This window comes from Treponema primitia ZAS-2, assembly GCF_000214375.1.
GTDB classification, from domain to species: Bacteria; Spirochaetota; Spirochaetia; order Treponematales; family Breznakiellaceae; genus Termitinema; species Termitinema primitia.
In genome coordinates this window covers 118367-135640 of record NC_015578.1, presented here as the reverse complement: position 1 = coordinate 135640, position 17274 = coordinate 118367, and the positions used below count along the sequence as shown (strand labels likewise).

21 protein-coding genes are annotated in these 17274 nt (G+C 49.9%); 13 read left to right on the top strand and 8 right to left on the bottom strand.

Going from position 1 to position 17274, the window contains the following annotated elements; all coding sequences use genetic code 11:
* Together TREPR_RS00645 and TREPR_RS00640 are read left to right on the top strand one after the other, a co-directional pair.
* A complete protein-coding gene (locus TREPR_RS00645) occupies positions 1 to 1056 on the top strand; it encodes a hypothetical protein (protein ID WP_015706334.1) in 1056 nt (351 codons plus the stop codon).
* 9 nt (positions 1057 to 1065) lie between these two features.
* Positions 1066 to 1575, top strand: coding sequence for a GNAT family N-acetyltransferase (locus TREPR_RS00640; protein WP_015706333.1), 510 nt, complete (start codon positions 1066 to 1068; stop codon positions 1573 to 1575).
* Between the two features lie 23 nt (positions 1576 to 1598).
* Here TREPR_RS00640 and TREPR_RS18050 read toward each other — a convergent pair whose 3' ends face one another.
* Positions 1599 to 1697 (bottom strand): type II toxin-antitoxin system Phd/YefM family antitoxin, encoded by a 99-nt coding sequence (locus tag TREPR_RS18050; RefSeq protein ID WP_245534760.1) that lies wholly within the window; start codon positions 1695 to 1697, stop codon positions 1599 to 1601.
* A gap of 73 nt (positions 1698 to 1770) precedes the next feature.
* Positions 1771 to 2847, bottom strand: coding sequence for a polysaccharide deacetylase family protein (locus TREPR_RS00635; RefSeq protein ID WP_015706332.1), 1077 nt, complete (start codon positions 2845 to 2847; stop codon positions 1771 to 1773).
* A 62-nt stretch (positions 2848 to 2909) separates the two neighbouring features.
* Between TREPR_RS00635 and TREPR_RS00630 the strand changes: the two genes are divergently transcribed.
* Genes TREPR_RS00630 through TREPR_RS00590 form a run of 9 tightly spaced genes read left to right on the top strand, consistent with a single transcriptional unit; the run spans position 2910 to position 9364 of the window.
* The gene (locus TREPR_RS00630) at positions 2910 to 3716 is read left to right on the top strand and encodes a phosphopantothenoylcysteine decarboxylase domain-containing protein (protein ID WP_015706331.1); all 807 of its coding nucleotides are present in this window, start codon (positions 2910 to 2912) and stop codon (positions 3714 to 3716) included.
* Positions 3713 to 4264, top strand: coding sequence for a flavoprotein (locus TREPR_RS00625; RefSeq protein ID WP_015706330.1), 552 nt, complete (start codon positions 3713 to 3715; stop codon positions 4262 to 4264). Before TREPR_RS00630 ends, TREPR_RS00625 begins: the two co-directional genes overlap by 4 nt.
* Positions 4261 to 5286: a P1 family peptidase gene (locus tag TREPR_RS00620; RefSeq protein WP_015706329.1), complete on the top strand. Its 1026-nt coding sequence runs from the start codon at positions 4261 to 4263 to the stop codon at positions 5284 to 5286. The genes TREPR_RS00625 and TREPR_RS00620 overlap by 4 nt, the downstream gene beginning before the upstream one ends.
* Positions 5279 to 6127 carry an HRDC domain-containing protein gene (locus tag TREPR_RS00615; RefSeq protein ID WP_015706328.1) on the top strand — a complete coding sequence of 283 codons (849 nt, stop codon included), beginning with the start codon at positions 5279 to 5281 and terminating at the stop codon, positions 6125 to 6127. The genes TREPR_RS00620 and TREPR_RS00615 overlap by 8 nt, the downstream gene beginning before the upstream one ends.
* A gap of 59 nt (positions 6128 to 6186) precedes the next feature.
* On the top strand, positions 6187 to 6819 hold the full coding sequence (locus TREPR_RS00610) for a GNAT family N-acetyltransferase (protein WP_041611319.1): 633 nt from the start codon (positions 6187 to 6189) through the stop codon (positions 6817 to 6819).
* A gap of 19 nt (positions 6820 to 6838) precedes the next feature.
* Positions 6839 to 7048 (top strand): hypothetical protein, encoded by a 210-nt coding sequence (locus TREPR_RS00605; RefSeq protein WP_015706326.1) that lies wholly within the window; start codon positions 6839 to 6841, stop codon positions 7046 to 7048.
* An 11-nt stretch (positions 7049 to 7059) separates the two neighbouring features.
* Positions 7060 to 8319: a glutamate-5-semialdehyde dehydrogenase gene (locus TREPR_RS00600; RefSeq protein WP_015706325.1), complete on the top strand. Its 1260-nt coding sequence runs from the start codon at positions 7060 to 7062 to the stop codon at positions 8317 to 8319.
* A 17-nt stretch (positions 8320 to 8336) separates the two neighbouring features.
* Positions 8337 to 9128 carry a glutamate 5-kinase gene (proB, locus tag TREPR_RS00595; RefSeq protein ID WP_015706324.1) on the top strand — a complete coding sequence of 264 codons (792 nt, stop codon included), beginning with the start codon at positions 8337 to 8339 and terminating at the stop codon, positions 9126 to 9128.
* Between the two features lie 26 nt (positions 9129 to 9154).
* The gene (locus TREPR_RS00590; protein ID WP_015706323.1) at positions 9155 to 9364 is read left to right on the top strand and encodes a SlyX family protein; all 210 of its coding nucleotides are present in this window, start codon (positions 9155 to 9157) and stop codon (positions 9362 to 9364) included.
* 61 nt (positions 9365 to 9425) lie between these two features.
* On the opposite strand, the gene TREPR_RS00585 is transcribed toward TREPR_RS00590, so the two are convergent.
* Positions 9426 to 9923 (bottom strand): hypothetical protein, encoded by a 498-nt coding sequence (locus TREPR_RS00585; protein ID WP_041610952.1) that lies wholly within the window; start codon positions 9921 to 9923, stop codon positions 9426 to 9428.
* A 63-nt stretch (positions 9924 to 9986) separates the two neighbouring features.
* Positions 9987 to 10271 carry a TRL domain-containing protein gene (locus TREPR_RS00580; protein WP_041610951.1) on the bottom strand — a complete coding sequence of 95 codons (285 nt, stop codon included), beginning with the start codon at positions 10269 to 10271 and terminating at the stop codon, positions 9987 to 9989.
* Between the two features lie 214 nt (positions 10272 to 10485).
* Between TREPR_RS00580 and TREPR_RS17715 the strand changes: the two genes are divergently transcribed.
* The gene (locus tag TREPR_RS17715) at positions 10486 to 12294 is read left to right on the top strand and encodes an ATP-binding protein (RefSeq protein ID WP_015706321.1); all 1809 of its coding nucleotides are present in this window, start codon (positions 10486 to 10488) and stop codon (positions 12292 to 12294) included.
* Positions 12295 to 12371: 77 nt separating this feature from the next.
* Positions 12372 to 13247, top strand: coding sequence for a pyrroline-5-carboxylate reductase (gene proC / locus TREPR_RS00570; protein ID WP_015706320.1), 876 nt, complete (start codon positions 12372 to 12374; stop codon positions 13245 to 13247).
* A 22-nt stretch (positions 13248 to 13269) separates the two neighbouring features.
* Here the strand turns inward: proC and TREPR_RS00565 are convergent, their stop codons facing one another.
* From TREPR_RS00565 to TREPR_RS00550, 4 genes are all read right to left on the bottom strand, one after another.
* A complete protein-coding gene (locus tag TREPR_RS00565; RefSeq protein WP_015706319.1) occupies positions 13270 to 14064 on the bottom strand; it encodes a PHP-associated domain-containing protein in 795 nt (264 codons plus the stop codon).
* A 6-nt stretch (positions 14065 to 14070) separates the two neighbouring features.
* Positions 14071 to 15783, bottom strand: coding sequence for an AMP-binding protein (locus tag TREPR_RS00560; protein ID WP_015706318.1), 1713 nt, complete (start codon positions 15781 to 15783; stop codon positions 14071 to 14073).
* A 1-nt stretch (position 15784) separates the two neighbouring features.
* Positions 15785 to 16333, bottom strand: coding sequence for a helix-turn-helix domain-containing protein (locus TREPR_RS00555; protein ID WP_015706317.1), 549 nt, complete (start codon positions 16331 to 16333; stop codon positions 15785 to 15787).
* Positions 16334 to 16463: 130 nt separating this feature from the next.
* On the bottom strand, positions 16464 to 16964 hold the full coding sequence (locus TREPR_RS00550) for a hypothetical protein (RefSeq protein WP_015706316.1): 501 nt from the start codon (positions 16962 to 16964) through the stop codon (positions 16464 to 16466).
* Positions 16965 to 17274 lie beyond the last annotated feature (310 nt).

Here is a 17274-nt window from a genome sequence, read left to right as displayed (position 1 = left end):
ATGTTTACCCAAGCCCAGAATCAGAAGCTTATGAAGAAAGGGTTCTATTTCGCGTTTACCCTTTTGTTTTTTTCTCTTGCCCCTGTGACGGAAGCCCAGAGTGTCGTGGGCGCCCCTCAGACAAGCGCAACCGATCTGGTCCGTGAACCTGTAAAACCGCCCTTCCCGTACCTCTTTTTTACCGACCAGTACAATACCTACAAAGCCCAAGAAGCAGCCCGGCCCTATTGGGCGGCTTCGGAGACAGAGGTCAATACCCTGGCAAAAACGCTCCGGGAAAACACATCCATACTTCTCAACAACGATATTCTCGCCTTTTACGGGCACCCCCTTTCTAAAAATATGGGCATCCTGGGACGTTACTCCATTGAGGAACTGGACGCCCGGTTAACCAAACTGGCCCTGGATTATAAAGCCGTAAGCGGCGGCCGGAATGTGCGCCGGGCCTTTTATATTATCTATGGAACCGTCTGGCCCGAGGGAGAAATCGGAATAATTCGGGACTCGGTGCTTATGGAATACATACAATACGCCCTGGACCACGATATTCTGATATTCCTTGATCACCAGATCGGGCGTTATGAACCGGTGGCTTCCCTCAAAAAGCTGCTGCCCTACTTACGTTACCCCAATGTGCACCTGGCCCTGGACCCGGAATGGCGGACTACCAAACCCATGCAGGAGATAGGCAGGGTTAGTGCGGCGGAACTGAACGAAGCTCAGCGGGTTATGGAACAGTACATCATTGATAACAACCTCCCCGGGGACCGGATGCTGGTGATCCATCAGTTTAAGCCCTGGATGATTGAAAACCGTACCCAAGTCCACAGTAACTTTGATAAGGTCCGGCTTATCCACTGCGCCGATGGATTCGGCAATCCTAACCAAAAACGAAGCGCCTATGCCTCCAATGCGGAAGCAAAAAACATACCCCTAAAAAGCTTTAAGCTTTTTTATAACTTCAGTATCCCCGGGGCGGGCTATGACGATCCCCTCCTTTCCCCACGGGATGTATACGCTCTGAACCCCCGGCCCTACCTGATCCTGTACCAGTAGAGGCGCCACGTGGACTACCTTTATAAAAGCGACCATACACTTCTGCGTTATGCGGAAGAAAAAGACACCGCCCTGATTCTGGAATTTATCCGGGGCCTGGCGGAATATGAACATCTTCTGGACCGGGTTGAAGCCACAGCAGAGAACCTGAAAACATACATCTTCCAGGAACATAAAGCCGAGGCTATCATCGCCGAATACGATGGGGTCCCCGCAGGATTTGCCCTGTATTTCTGCAACTTTTCCACCTTCCGAGGAAGGCCCGGCATTTACATTGAAGACCTTTTCGTAAAACCGGAACTGAGGGGCAAGGGCCTGGGAAAAGCCCTGCTCAGCTGCCTCGCCTTTCTGGTGAAAGAGAAAAACTACGCCCGTCTGGAATGGGCTTGCCTCAACTGGAATAAACCTTCCATCGCCTTTTACAAAGCCCAGGGCGGCCAGCCTCTTACGGAGTGGACCACCTTCAGGGTCACCGGGGATGAACTTACGGAACTGGCTAGCCGGATAGGGAAGCTATAAATACCTACGGGTATGTTTTTTATTCATCTTCGTGTAATTATTAGCGGATCGTGATCCTGAAAAACTTTATCCATATAAGTTTTTAAGTTTTGTCTTAAATCCGTGTATGTAACTGCATCCATATCCGATCCTCTTATGTGCAATATATTGTACTTTCTCTTCTTTATCACGTGGTTTTACCTAAGATTCACAGCCTCAATTATCATTTCCAGACTCCCCGCTAAAAAAATCCCCATATCGGTAAAATTTCAGCTTCAGTTCCGCCGCCGTTTTGAGCAAATACTCTAACCGTTCCGGGCTGATGCCCCAGGCGGCATTGGCAGCAATGGTGTGGGTTGTGAGGGGCAGGACGCCGCCTGAAAACTTCACAACCCTTAGCATGGCCCTGATATCTGCCCTGAAAGCCTCGTCATTTTTGTATTGGGTATTATCAATAGACTTTGAGGAGATGTAGCCGGCCCGTATAGCTTCCGCAGTATATAAACGATAGGTAACGCCGAAGCCCCTGAGTACAGAAAAGGCCGTTTCCAGGGCTTCATACATCCAGGGCTCGGAAAGGCCGTAGGGAAAGGCGAAGGCCCTAAGGGGAAACCCCAGCAACCGGAAGGTTTCCACAGCGCCAAGGGTTTCCTCGAAGAACACCTGGCGGGAAACCTTAACTAAATTCAAGTGATTTTTTGTGTGGTACCCGATCTCATGGCCCCGGCTTAGCGCGGCGGTGCAGAAAGAAGAATAGTCTCCCTGAATAAAAAAGGTAACCCTGGCTTCATAACGATCCAGAAGATCAAAGTACCGCTCCCAGACAGCCTGGTAATCATCGTCAAAGCCCAGCAGTATCCCCGAATCGTCTTCCTTAATTTCCCAAAGGAACGAGCCGGTCCGTTCATCTCCGCTGTCTTTTTCGGTAACCGAGAAATCCATCTCAAACTCCGGTTTCCCGGAAGCGCCGGTTTCCCGAAGCCGGGCGTTCGCCGGGTCCCAGCTAATCCCGTAGCCCGGCAAATCCCCGGTAACAACAATACGGCCGGCCTCATCAATGGAATATTCCCGAGGGAGATCCGGATCATTGGCTTTTATTTTCCGTATAAGTTCTTCCATAGACAAAGGGGGCGGCTCGGCTTCACCGGGAAGCTCCGCCGGATATTCCGGGGCAACATCCTGGCTGCCCGGGGATTCCGGGGCCCCGCTGGGAACAGAAGAGGGTCTGCTCGCGCAGGAGAGGGCACTGAGCGCCGTGAGAACAGAAACGAAAAGAAAAACCCGTTTTTCCATTGGGGCATAATTCCTCAAAAACCGAATCTATGATACCATATTATGGCAAAGGGGCATACGGGGTGAATATTCTGATTACCGCAGGCGGAACTATGGAACGGATCGATTCCGTCAGGAGCATTACCAACCACGCCACCGGCAGGCTAGGCAGCCTCATGGCCCGCTGTTTTGATGAAGCACCGGAAACGGAACGCATCTTTTACATTTGCGGAAAAAACGCGCCACAGCCCGAATCCCCCAAGGCGGAAATCACGGTAATTGAAGATACCGCCGGCTTGGAGCGAGTGGTTCGGGATATTCTGCAAAGCCGCCGGGTGGACGCCATCATCCACAGCATGGCGGTGAGCGACTACCGGGTCAGGGCGGTCACCACCCCGGCTCTTATCGCCAGTGCAGCCGGGCCGGGTTCGGACCAGTCTGCTCTGACAAATTCCTTGGAAAACGCCTCGTCCATAGAACAGGGCGCCCTGATCAACGCCCTAGAAAACGCCCCCTCATTGGAACAGGGCGCCAAAATCAGCTCCGATGAAAAGCGGCTGGTCATTATTCTGGAACCCACAGTGAAAATTATATCCCTGTTTCAGGAATTGGCCCCCCATTCTCTAATTGTGGGGTTTAAGCTCCTGGACAGCGTGCCCCATGAAACCCTGATCGACACCGCATACCGGCTCCTGGAAAAGAATCACTGCGCCTATGTGCTTGCCAACGATGCCGCTGATATTCACGGGGATGCCCATATCGGCTACCTTGTGGATGCAGAACGCCGGGTTCAGCGTTTTGAGGACAAAAGCGGAATTGCCCGGGGTATCACAGAAAATGTAATTAAAAAATTCAATGAAAAAAATCAAATGCCCCGGAGGGACCCATGAAAAATATTATCTTAGGGGTAAGCGGCAGCATAGCCGCCTATAAAGCTGCGGACCTTGCCAATACCTTCACCAAGGAAGGCCACGCAGTCCATGTGATCATGACCGCCTCTGCGCAGCAGTTCATCACCCCCATTACCTTTCAGACCCTTACTAAAAATAAGGTATACACCGAAATGTTCGACGAGATCATCTATGAAGATGTGCGCCACATATCATTGGCACAAAAGGTGGATATCGCCCTGATCGCTCCGGCTACTGCCAACATCATCGGGAAACTCGCTGCAGGTATCGCCGACGATATGCTCACCACAGTGATCATGGCAATACAGAAAAAGCCCATAGTGATATGCCCCGCCATGAACACCGCCATGTACGAAAACCCCGTAACCCAGGACAACATTAAGAAGCTCTCCGGGTACGGTTATCAATTCGTGGAGCCCCGGGAAGCCCGGCTTGCCTGCGGCGATCTGGGCAAAGGCGCTCTGGCGAATCTGGACGCCATTATTGCTGCAGTGCACCGGCTTCTTGAACAGGGGGCAATAGTTTGACGAAAGGGATAGAGCAGATTGATATCCGTGACATAGCGGGTTTCCGCATAGGCCAAGAGCAGGACAGGGACGCTGCCACGGGCTGCACCGTTATTATTTCTGAAACCGGGGCAGCCTGCGGCGTGGATGTCCGCGGCGGATCTCCGGGAACCCGGGACACCGATGCCCTCAACCCCGTTAATAACAGAAAAACTGTTCACGCAGTACTTCTGGCTGGGGGCAGTTCCTTCGGCCTGGATGCCGCAGGCGGGGTGATGCGCTTCCTGGAAGAACGGGGCATAGGCCGGGACGTGGAACTGACCAGGGTGCCCAACGTATGCGCCGCCATACTCTTTGACCTGAAGTGCGGAGATTACCGCATCCGGCCGGACGCCGCCATGGGCTACGCTGCCTGTGAAAACGCCTTCCGGGACACGCCCTTCCAAAGCGGAAACTTCGGCGCAGGAACCGGCGCTACCGTAGGCAAGTCCCGGGGGACACAATTCGCCATGAAAGGCGGCATCGGCGCTGCGGCCTTCCGCTGCGGGGACCTGGAAGCCGGGGCTATCGTGGCGGTAAACTGCGTTGGGGATGTGCTCGACGGCGGGACCATCATCGCCGGGGCCCTGGCTGATGACCGCCTGAGTTTCGCGGATAGCGAGGCGGTTATCCTGGCGGAGTACCAGGAAAACAAAGACTTTTTCAGCGGCATCACCAACAGTAACGCTGCGGGAAAAAACGACGGCAATACCGTCCTGGGCTGTATTATCACCAACGCCAATTTTGACAAAGCCGGCGCCACCCGGCTCGCCGCCCAAGGGCAGAACGGCATAGCACGCCGTATCCATCCAGCCCACTCAATTTACGACGGGGACACTGTCTTTGCCCTGTGTACCGGCAAAGTCGCCGCAACGGCGGATTCCGCAGGGATACTGTGCGCTGCCGCAGTAGAGGCAGCCATACTAGACGCAATAAGAAACGCCCGGTCTTTCGGGGGCTATATCGCAGAAACAGATATAAAAGGTAAAAATAAACATGGATAATTTTACACTCATAGAGAATGAGTCCGGCCTTATCGCCTTTAGAAACTATTTACATCGGGAAAATATTGATAAAATATCCATGGATTTTGAAGGGGATTATAATCTTCATGCCTATGGTGAGAAATTATGCTTAATACAAATATTTGACGGGAAAAGATATTTTATAATAGATCCCTTAAAGATACGGAACGAAGAACTAATACTATTTTTTGAAAACAAAAAAATAGTGAAATATATGTACGGGACTGAATCAGACATCAGCCTTATCTATAAACAATACGGCGTAAAACTGGCCAGCGTGTTTGATCAGAAGATATTAGTAGACCTGCTGGAAATAGAGCCAAGAGGCCTGGATGCAATTCTAAAAAATATTTTAAATATAGAGACAAAGAATAAAAAGAAATTCCAGATGCTCAATTGGTTAAGACGCCCGATTGACAAGGAAGCCCTGCAATATGCCTTAAATGATGTCGCCTATCTGTTTCAGATAAATGCTATTTTGATGGATAGAATAATAAAGGAAAACAAGTATAACGATCTATTGCTGTCAATAATCAAAAGGGATTTTGAAGTTGAAAAAGAAAGGGTTCCCGGAGTATTCAGAAAAATTGAATTCAAAAATTTGGCCAAAGGGAAGAAAGATACATTTACTAAAATTCATGCTTTGCGCGATGAAATTGCGAGGGAATATAATTTGCCCCCAAACAATCTATTAAGTAACGAAGCAATATTTAATTTAGTAAACGGAATGGAGTCCCCGGGAAAAGTGCGGCTGGATAAAAAAATAACTGAAAAAACAAAAAATGAAATTATTGAGAGATTAAAGGGCTTATTAACGTAAAAAGATTCTATAAGGTGGGGCACATTGACAATATTTTTGAAATAATTTATGGTTGGTTTATGGAAATAACATTAAGGCTGGAAGAAGAAAAAGACCATAGACTCGTTGAAGAATTAACCAGAGAAGCATTTTGGAACGTATATTTTCCCGGGTGTAACGAACATTTACTTGTTCATAATTTAAGAAAAACCAGTGAATTTATTAAGCAATTGGATTTTGTGGCAATTCATAATAATGAAATTGTTGGAAATATTGTGTATGTTGAAGCAAAAATTAAGGATAATGATAAAGAACATAGCGTATTAACATTTGGACCAATAAGCGTATTGCCTGAATATGAGAATAAAGGAATTGGCGGAAAATTAATAAATCACACTATAAAATTATCAAAGGAAATGGGGTATAAGGCTATAATAATATATGGTGACCCTGAATATTATAAAAGATTTGAATTTAAAGAATCAAAAAAATATAGCATAACAAACAAGGATAAAAAATATCCAGCAGCATTATTGGTTTTGGAATTGTATTCTAATGCCTTAAATGGAATAAACGGAGTATTTGACGAGGGGAGTATTTATGAAATAGATGAAACGGAATTAGAAAAATTTGAAATGGGGTTTTATAAAAAACCAAAAGAAGTCAAAAAATCCCAAGAAAAATTTATGGAAATAGCAAGTAAATACTTATAAAAATAAGAGAAGAATAGTTATGAGTAAATATGAACATTTATGGAAATATCTTCAAGCTGATGGAAGCCTTACACTAAAGCTCTCTTTTGACAAAATCAAAACTATTATTGGATTTGATATAGACCATTCGTTTTTAACTTATAAAAAAGAAGCCGGTCAATTTGGGTATCAGGTCGGCAAAATATCTATGAAGGAAAAACATATTACATTTAATCAAATGGATAAATAAGGAGATATGCCATGGCACTGGAAACCATTTTTGATTCCCTGAAAAAAGCCCAAGCCCGATTAGCCCTGCAAAACAGGCAGGAAAAGGACGCCGCCCTCAGGTCGGTTATCAAGGCAATTGAAACCGGCCGGGGGACTATTCTCAAGGCCAACACTGCGGATGTGGAGAAAGCCCGTGCCGGGGGCATGAAGGAAGCCCTGATAGATCGGCTCCTCCTCAACGACGAGCGGGTCAATGATATTATCGAAGGCATTGATACGGTGATCCGCCAGGATGATCCCATCGGCAAGATCCGGGCGGGGTGGGTCCTGCCCAACGGCATTCAGGTAGAACAGACCACGGTCCCCCTGGGGGTGGCGGCGATCATCTACGAGTCCCGGCCCAATGTTACCGCCGATGCCTTCAGCCTGGCCTACAAGGCGGGATGCGCTATCCTGCTCCGGGGGTCCTCGGCGGCCCTGGAATCGAACCGAGCCCTGGTGAAGGCTATCCGGGATGGGCTCTCAGCCGGTGGGGGCATCCCGGACGCGGTGGCCCTGGCAGAATCCGGCAGCCGGGATGAGGTGGACGAGATACTCCAGGCCCGGGGAAAAATCGACGTGGTCCTGCCCCGGGGCGGAAAAGACCTGATACGCCGGGTAGTGGACAACGCCCGTATTCCCGTGATCGAGACCGGGCAGGGAAACTGCCATATCTACGTGGATGGCAGCGCGGATATCCCCAATGCAGTGGACATCATCGAAAACGCCAAGCTCCAGAGACCCGGGGCCTGCAATGCGGTAGAAACCCTTCTCATCCATCCGAAAGCCCTAGCCGCCCTCATGCCTCTGGTGTCCGCCCGACTCGCGGGCAAGGCAGAACTCCGCTGCGATTCCCGGTCCAAGGCTGCCATTGGCGCCCCGCCCCAGGGGCTGGCCCTCAGGGATGCTGTTGACGGGGACTGGGAAACCGAGTTTCTGGACTATATCCTGGCGGTCAAAACTGTGGATACCCTAGAGGAGGCCATCGCCCATATCAATAGGTACGGGACAAAACACTCCGAGGCCATCCTCACCAAGGACCTTAAGGCCGCAGAGGAATTTGAGCGGCAGGTTGATGCCGCCTGCGTGTACGTCAACGCATCGACCCGGTTTACCGATGGGGGGCAGTTCGGGTTCGGCGCAGAACTGGGGATCAGCACCCAGAAGTTCCACGCCCGGGGACCCATGGGACTTGAAGCCCTGACCACGATAAAGTATCGTATACACGGTTCCGGTCAGATACGGCCATAAATTACACAAGGACAGATATGAGCATACCCCAGTTAATCGCCGATGCGCGGAAAGTAGTTTTCAAATTAGGCTCCAACACCCTGGCGGACAAGGAAGGACGGATCAATCCGGTGTTCCTGGATGAATTCGCCGGGCAGGCTGCGGATCTTATCAAAAAGGGCAAGCAGATCGCCATCGTTTCCTCGGGCGCCCAGGTGGCGGGGCTTTCCACCATGGACAAATGGGCCCGCAAACGGGACATCCATTACCGGCAGGCCCTCTGCGCGGTGGGCCAGGTGGAACTCATGGGCGCCTGGAAGCGGGCCTTTGAAAAATACAACATCCACATTGCCCAGATACTCCTGACCCAGGACGATTTCAACGACCCCATACGGACCCTCAACATGCGGAACACCCTCTTTACCCTGGTGGATGAGGGGATAATCCCCATCATCAATGAAAATGACACCGTTTCTGTGGAAGAAATCAAAATCGGCGACAACGATACCCTGGCGGCCCAGTCTGCGGTGCTCTGGAGCGCGGACCTCCTGGTGCTTTTCAGCGACATCGACGGGCTCTACAACAAGAATCCCAAGGAACACCCGGATGCGGAATTAATCGGCGAAGTCCGGGACATTGAGGCGGTGAAGCAAAGCATCACCATTGGCAGCGCCAACAGCTTCGGCACCGGGGGCATAGCCACCAAGCTGGAAGCGGCCAAGCGTGCAGCGTCCTACGGTATCCCCACCGTTCTCGCCCACGGGGGCGGGTGTCGAGTGCTGGAAGCCCTAGCCGCAGGGACCCAACAGGGAACGGCGTTTTTGGTATAAGCTGTTATTATAAAAAGGAAGCCATTATGCCAGAGGACCTTAGCGACCGGCTTGATAAAATCGAAACAAAACTCGCCTACCTGGAAGATTTTCTGAACCGCCTCCAGGAAGAACTTGTGGGTCGGAACGCAGACATGGACAAGCTTATTACAGAAAACTCGGCCATAAAGGAGAGGATCCGGTTTATTTCCCGGCATATTGAAGAAATCCCCAATCAGAGGCCGCCGCATTATTGACTACATGATGTCCATAACAGAACTAGTATTTGTGGTTGGTTATTCGCAGTACAACTTCTTGTTATTTTAATATAGTCTCAATCGTAAAATAATTATTTTGAAATTCACTCTGTAGCATGAAAAAAGAGCCGGATGGAATACATTCATATTTTACATCGTCAATAATTATTTGCAGAAAAATATTTTTTGATTTCATTATCTTTAGAAAATCATCATAGTTCAAAGCAGATGTTATTCTCACTGTATTCGATCTACTATCAACCGTTAGTATTTTTATATTATACAAGGGATAGTCAATAGAATCAGCATTTAACGATATGGAAGACAGCCCGCTGGGTAATTTCCTCTTTTGGCTTATATTAATATTACAAATAGTTTCAATATTGGCATCATTTTTAAAATTAAAATCAATATCCATTTTTATATTTTTTCCAACCCATGTTGATGCAGGGAAAAAATACATATTTACACCACTATTTAAATTATATAGTTTTATTTGAGGCCGCGAAACACAAGACATAATAAAAAATGGGATTAAAAAGAGCAGGAGTCTCTTCATATATTAGGCTTCTTAAGGCCGAGTGTTACAATGATTACATTCTAACACCCAGCGCCTAAGGGCTTATTCGCCTGTTACAGTTGCCTCATACTCAACCCAGAGACCAAGAAGACCAAGCTTCGTGGTATAGTCAATGGTTGAAATGTTTTTGATCCCACCATTGCTTGCCGCTGCCTGTATCCCGGCATCAGCACGTCCAAATGCACCAAACCAGACTTTTCCGGAAGCTTGTCCTACTTTACTACCAACCGGGTTAGTAGTAGCACCCACAGGGCTGGTTATTGAAGCACAACCAACGGCAAAAAAACAAACAGCCACAAGAGCCATCACTGCGATAAGTTTCTTCATAAAGAAACCTCCTTAATAGGTTTAACGTCCCACGACGAATTTTGTCAATTTTAACAAAAGTATATGATTTTGTCAAGCATCGCTTTTACATTTTTCTCAGAAACTATGCCTACACCGGGAGTATTTCTTGCACTCTTAGAAAGCCCCATACAATGTATTCTTGGGTTGATTTTATCCCCATTTCCGCTTAGTTTATATTATATAAGGAAAGAAAATGGCCGAATTGACCCAGGACTTAAACAATCTCCAGAAAGCAGAGCCGGAACTTGCTGCAGGCGGCCCTCCGTCATCTTCCGCCAAGACATCCGGTTCCGGCAAAACGCGGTCAGCCAGGGAAAAAAATAACCCCGGCGATAAAGGAAATATTCATTTACTGAAACACATCACTAAGCTGGCGGAACACATCGCTGAAGAAGGCTTGAACGAGCATAGTTTAGAGACCCTCAAGGACCATCTGGAACCGGTAATCCAGGAATTCGCCGTCACTCCGATTCAGGCAGCCCTGTTCTCTCTGTGCCTGGTCCGCTATGATGACCACAGTATCACCATGAGCGATTTAGCCACGGGTATCAACTGCGGTAAATTGGAGTTTTTCCAATACCAGGATGACCTTAAAGCGCTGGAAAGTAAAAAACTCATCCGTTATCACAGAACCGAAGGGTCGCCCTATATCAGTGTTCCGAAGGATCTCATGGAAGCTTTGATACGGGGCGAACCTTTTAAACCCGCCGAACACCGGGATATTCCCCTGACGGAATTGCTGGTAATAGCGGAGACCCTCTTTGATCAGCGTAGTAATGAAGAATTTACCTTTAACTTTCTTGCGGTGGAATTAAAGTCCCTGATTGATCAGAATCCACATCTGCGTTTTTCCCAAAAAATAAAAGAATACGCCCTGTCGGATGAAAACCTGACATTGCTCATATATTTTTGTTACAACTTTGCCTATTACAACAACGATAACATCTGGCTAGAGCCGGTTATGGAACTCTATGACGAAAAGGCCTCCTCCAAAAAAATGCTGCGGTCCCTTTTGGATGGTTCTCATAAGCTGATAAAAAAGCGGTTGATCGGGAAGGAAACCACCGATGAAGATGCGTCCCCCGCTTCTCCGGACAGCGCCACCTTCTGCCTTACCGACAAGGCTAAACGGGAACTCCTGGGCGAACTGAAGCTTAAACAAAAACGGGACCGGAGAGACGGGCGGAAAGAAAACGATCTCATCAGATACAAGACCATACAGTCCCGGAAAATGTTCTATAACGGCCCTGAGACGGAGCAGGTGAACAAACTCAGTTCCATACTCCAGGGAGACAGCTACCGGGCGGTCTGCAAGCGGCTGGCCGACAAGAAGATGCGGACGGGCTTTGTCTGCCTTTTTTCCGGCGGGCCCGGAACCGGCAAGACCGAAACGGCTTTTCAGATTGCCCGGGAAACAAAACGGGACATCATGAAGGTCGATATTCCCCATATTATAGGCGCCTATGTGGGGGAGAGCGAAAAAAACATCAAGGATCAGTTTGATCACTACCGCTCAGTAGTAAAAAATACTAAAACTGCGCCCATATTGCTCTTTAATGAAGCCGACGGCCTTATCTCAAAACGTATGGAGCTTACCCCCCATAACCCCTCGGTGGAGCGGATGTGGAATTCTATGCAGAATATCATCCTTGAGGAAATGGAGGATCTGAAGGGCATCCTGATCGCCACCACCAACATGACCATCAATCTGGACAAGGCCTTTGAACGGCGCTTCCTCTTTAAGATTGAATTCCACAAACCGGATCGCCCAAACCGCCTTTCTATCTGGCATTCCATGATCCCCGAACTTTCAGAGCCGGATATGGAGATCCTTGCGGACCTTTTTGAATTTTCAGGTGGACAGATAGAAAACGTTGCCAGAAAATGGGTTATGGAACAGGCCCTTTCCGGCAGTAATCCCCAGATGGAAAAGATCATCTCCTTCTGCAAGGAAGAGCAGCTGGAAAAGGAAAAACCTGGCAATATCGGATTCATGGTGTAAAAACCAGTTCGCAAATACTTCAATAAATTCCGCAATTGTGTTTTAATAGAGTTATCCTGAATACTGAGGAAACAAACATGGCTATAACTATCGCCTGTATAGGCAGCGGCAATATGGGAAGCGCCCTGATGAAAGGGGCCGTTAAAATCATCGGGGGCGAAAATATCAGCTTTACCGACCCGAATCAGGAAAAAGCCCAAGCCCTGGCGGATGAAATTGGGGCCAGGGTGTTCCCCTCCAACTATGATGCGGTTAAAGATGCGGAGTTTGTCTTTCTTGCCGTAAAGCCCCAGGTGCTAGGGACGGTTCTGGAAGAGATTGCCCCGGCTTTGCAAATGCGGATCGAGGAGAAGAAGCCGGCGATCCTGGTCTCCATGGCTGCGGGATGGACCATCAGGAAAATCCAGATCCTCCTGGATGTGGGCAGCACGGCCAAACTCATGGGCCCCGACTGGGCCGAGGCAAATCCGGCGCTGACCAAACCTGTGCCGGTGGTGCGGATCATGCCAAATACCCCAGCCCTTATCTCCCAGGGGGTCATCGCCATGGCCGCTTCACCCCAGGTCCCGGAGGAAACCCTGGCGGAACTGGAACGCTTACTCAGTTCCACAGGAATTGTGGATCGTATTGATGAAAGTTATATGGATGCGGTAACCGGCCTCTCCGGTTCCGGGCCGGCCTTCGTGTACCTGTTCATTGAAGCCCTGGCGGATGGTGGGGTTCAGGCCGGGCTGCCCCGGGACAAGGCCCTGCGCTATGCCGCCCAGACGGTTCTGGGCGCTGCCGCCATGGTTAAGGAAACGGGCAAACATCCGGGGGAACTCAAGGACATGGTAACCTCCCCCGCTGGGACCACCATAGCCGGAGTAGCCGCCCTGGAAAACGGCAGGTTCCGGGGCACAGTGATAAACGCCGTGGAAGCGGCCTACAAGCGGTCAAAGCAACTGGGTTGAACAGACAAGGGACGGTAGGAATTTACCGTTCCAGAAAATCCCATAGACTCTGCCTGGTGCTCCGGTCGTCGGCATCCCGGATATCCACCGGGAGGGTGATGTCTTTTTTATTAAAAAAATCACAACGCCCCTGGGGTATCCGTAATCCTGTTATGGTATGCTCCCTAATTGCCCTTACATAATCCTGGATAGTATCCAGTTTTTTATCCAGATAAACCCCGAAAATTTGACCGGCTTTGATTTGCTTGCAGTTATGGATATCCGATCCGGCGGTAACCGGGAGGCCCAGTTTCCCGGCGTAACGTTTGGCTGCGGCATCGTAGGCAGGGGAGGCATTACCGGCATTGGCGGCCTCCACGGCGTCTACACAGCCGGTAGATAAATGAACAGTATCAATATAGTACACATGCCGGAAGGGATGGGCCTGAACCACGCAGCCGCCGTATCGGCGTACTTCGTTAAACTGTTCCAGCCGGGTCCAGCGGGCCGCTTCAGGATGATCCAGGAGCCAATCCTTATCCAGTCCGTAGATAAGGTAATCATCCCCTTCAAAAGTTTCTTCCCAGCCGAAAAATACATCAAGCCCCTGTTTTTCCCCTTCATCCAGGGTATCCTCATAGCCCTGGCAGAAACGGTTTACCCATTCCCGCCAGGGAAGATGACGGTTGATGGCGCTGTTCCCGTTAAAAAAATGATCCGTCACGATAATGCCGGTATAACCCAAATCCTTATATCCCCGGATATAGGAGCGGCCATCAGATTCTCCGCAGGAACTGGATTGAACCGTGTGTAGGTGGGTTTCATACAGATACTGCACCGGGATTTAACCCTTTGCCGGAGACTGTGTGGGTTCCGACGAGGGAAATTCCGATGCATCCTTCTTCCGTATCATGTTCCGCTGGATCTTCCCGCTGACGGTTTTTGGCAGTTCATCAACAAATTCCACAATCCGGGGGTACTTGTAGGGAGCAGTAACCCGTTTTACATGGTTTTGCAGTTCCCGCTTTAGTTCATCCGACCCGGTAAAGCCCCGGGCTAACACGATGGTGGCCTTAACCACCTGGCCCCTGTTAGGGTCCGGAGCGGCGGTGACCGCGCATTCCAGCACCGAGGGGTGTTCCATCAGGGCGCTTTCCACTTCAAAGGGCCCGATACGGTACCCGGAGCATTTTATCACATCGTCGTTCCTGCCCACGAACCAGTAGTAGCCGTCGCCGTCATGCCAGGCCATGTCCCCGGTGTGGTAGACCCCGTCGTACCAGCAGTTCCGGGTGATCTCCTCGTCCTTCCAATAGCCGGTAAACAATCCCGGCGGCGGATTATCCCCGCCGTTAGTAATACTGATATTCCCGACGATGCCGTCGTCGCAGGGCTTTCCGTTTTCGTCCAGCAGGTTGAGGCCGAAAAGGGGCGAGGGCTTCCCCATGGAACCGGGTTTTACCGGCAGCCACTTGAATGTGGCGGCCATTACCGAAGTTTCCGACTGGCCGAACCCTTCCCTAAGTTCCATGCCCGTAAGTTCCTTAAGCTTGTGGTACACCTCGGGGCTTAGGGGTTCTCCGGCAACGGAGGCGTGTTTGATATAGCTAAAATCATTCCCCGAAAGATCCTCCTTGATGAGGAACCGGAAAATCGTGGCGGTGGCGCAAAAGGTAAGCGGGCGCAGACGGCCCAGAGCGGCGAGTATGCCCTGGGGGGTAAACTTCTCCGTATCGTAGGCGCCTATGGCCGCGCCGCAGATCCACTGACCGTAGATCTTGCCCCAGGCGAATTTGGCCCACCCCGAATCGGTCTGGGTCAAATGTATCCCATCATCCTCCACGCATTGCCAGTACTTGGCAGTAACGATATGCCCCAAGGGAAGGGTGTAGTTGTGGAGTACCATCTTGGGCATCCCGGTGGTTCCCGAGGAAAAGTAGATCAGCATATGGTCCGTGTTTTGGGTCCCTGCGGAACCTGTGGGTCGGGTAAACTCTGCGGAGGCCTTGTCGATCTCCGCCCGCATATCAATACAACCTTCTGGGATTTGGGTCCCCACCACGGCGGTTTTTTTAAGGAAAGTACATTCCGGCAAAGCGCCCTTGATGTTTTTAAGCAGATCCGGATCGTCCACATGTATCAGTAACTTAACCTCGGCAATATTACAGCGGTATACAATATCCTTTTGGGTAAGCTGATAGGTGCCGGGGATACAGACCGCGCCGATCTTCATCAGGGCGATCATCAGTACCCATACCTCGGGGCGCTGCTTGAGGATGAGCATGACCACATCACCTTTTACGATGCCCTGGGCAAGAAGGACATTGGCGGCCTTATCGCTCAGGCGCTTCATATCAGCAAAGGTAAAGGACGCCATATCTCCCGCATCGTTGGTCCAGACTAGGGCCGTCTTATCCGGTTTAATCCGCGCCCATTCATCAACCACATCGTAGGCGAAGTTAAAATTTTCCGGGACCCGGCAGGTATAATTCCGATAGAAATCCTCATAGCTTTCAAATTCTATCCGGGGACAATATTTGGACAGTATCTCGTTCATATCATTCCTGTATAATTGTAATAAATTTTGAGGGAACCTTAACCGCGCTCTGGGCGTGGGGAAGCAGGGCGTTAAAGTAGATGGAGTCCCCCGCTTCCAGGAGGTACTCTCGTTTATTGACCGTTACCTTAACTACCCCTTCAAGCACATAGTTGAACTCCTGTCCGGAATGGGTTACCGGCGCGGCAGTCTTCTTGTTGGGGTCTAGGGACACCAGGAGGGGTTCCATGGTCCGGCCTTTGAAATTATAGGCCAGGCTTGAAAACTCATACCCCGGATACCGCTCTATTTGGACGCCCTTCCCGGCCCTGCATACTCCGGCGGTGTCCATTCTGGGGTCCTCCCCGGTCAGAAGCACCGTGGTATCTGTCTCCAGGCGGTTGGCCACTTTATAGAGAACACTGATGGGGATGTCCAATTCCCCGGATTCGTACCGGGAATAGGTCTCATAGGGAACATCAATGTCCGCAGCCATGTCCATGGCGCTAATTTCCATGATTTCCCGAAGTTCCTTAATTCTGCCCGGTATCTGGGCCAGATTATCTTGCATGCGATCTTCCTTGTCTTGGTGAATATATACCATAATGGGGAAATTGGGAAGATAAGGGATGATGACAAAAGTTGGTGATAGAAGACGTGCAATAATTACACGCCTTCTATCGCCTTTGTATAAATTCTACTCAGTTCCGGTGATGCGGTCCCGAACGATTCCAGGGCTGTCCCCAGCCTTCTCTCCGGCTCCGAGTCGATGGTCTCCTGTTCGATGAACCCCAATTGCGTGTATCCCCCTGGGGCATAGTCCCCGGACCGAAACCGGGACCGAACTCCCCGAAAAATGGGGCCAACCCCTCATAGTCTTTCCCGTTAAAACTAAGCTTGGAAACCGCCAAAACCTTGAAATTCGGCTGCCGGGGAGCGGGGAAAGCCCTTCCTTCCAGGGTTACTGCCGCACCTTCCTTTAATCCGTCCACAAAACCGATAAGCCTGTCCAGGCCGAATACATAATAGGTGGTATCCCCCTCTTTCAGGCCGATATTCCCATTAATAAGTTCCAGGGTTCCACTGACCGTAAGAGTTACAGGCGCTTCCCGGCTACCCGCGCCACGGGGTCCCTGATTTTGGGCAAAAAGGGTTCCGGCAAGGCAGAACATCACCGCCAACATACTAATCATTCGTTTCATATAAGCCTCCACGCTTATATATAGCAAAAACCGTGCCACATCAGAACAGCTTGTGCATATTCCGGTCATCGTTCCAGCATAGACCGACGGGGCACGAAATTTTACTGGAAGAGTACACCGGACTGCGTAAATATTATATATTGTTGACCAGGAATGGGTAAATTTTATACAGTTCCGCTCCACGATGACGAATAAACACGGTGTCCGGAGTACTATACCCGCCTGTTTTAGCCCGTCCCTGTCCTTGGCATGATTCTTGCTTAATATATACCAGGAGTAGAAAACCGGGAAAACTACCCTGGACATCCAG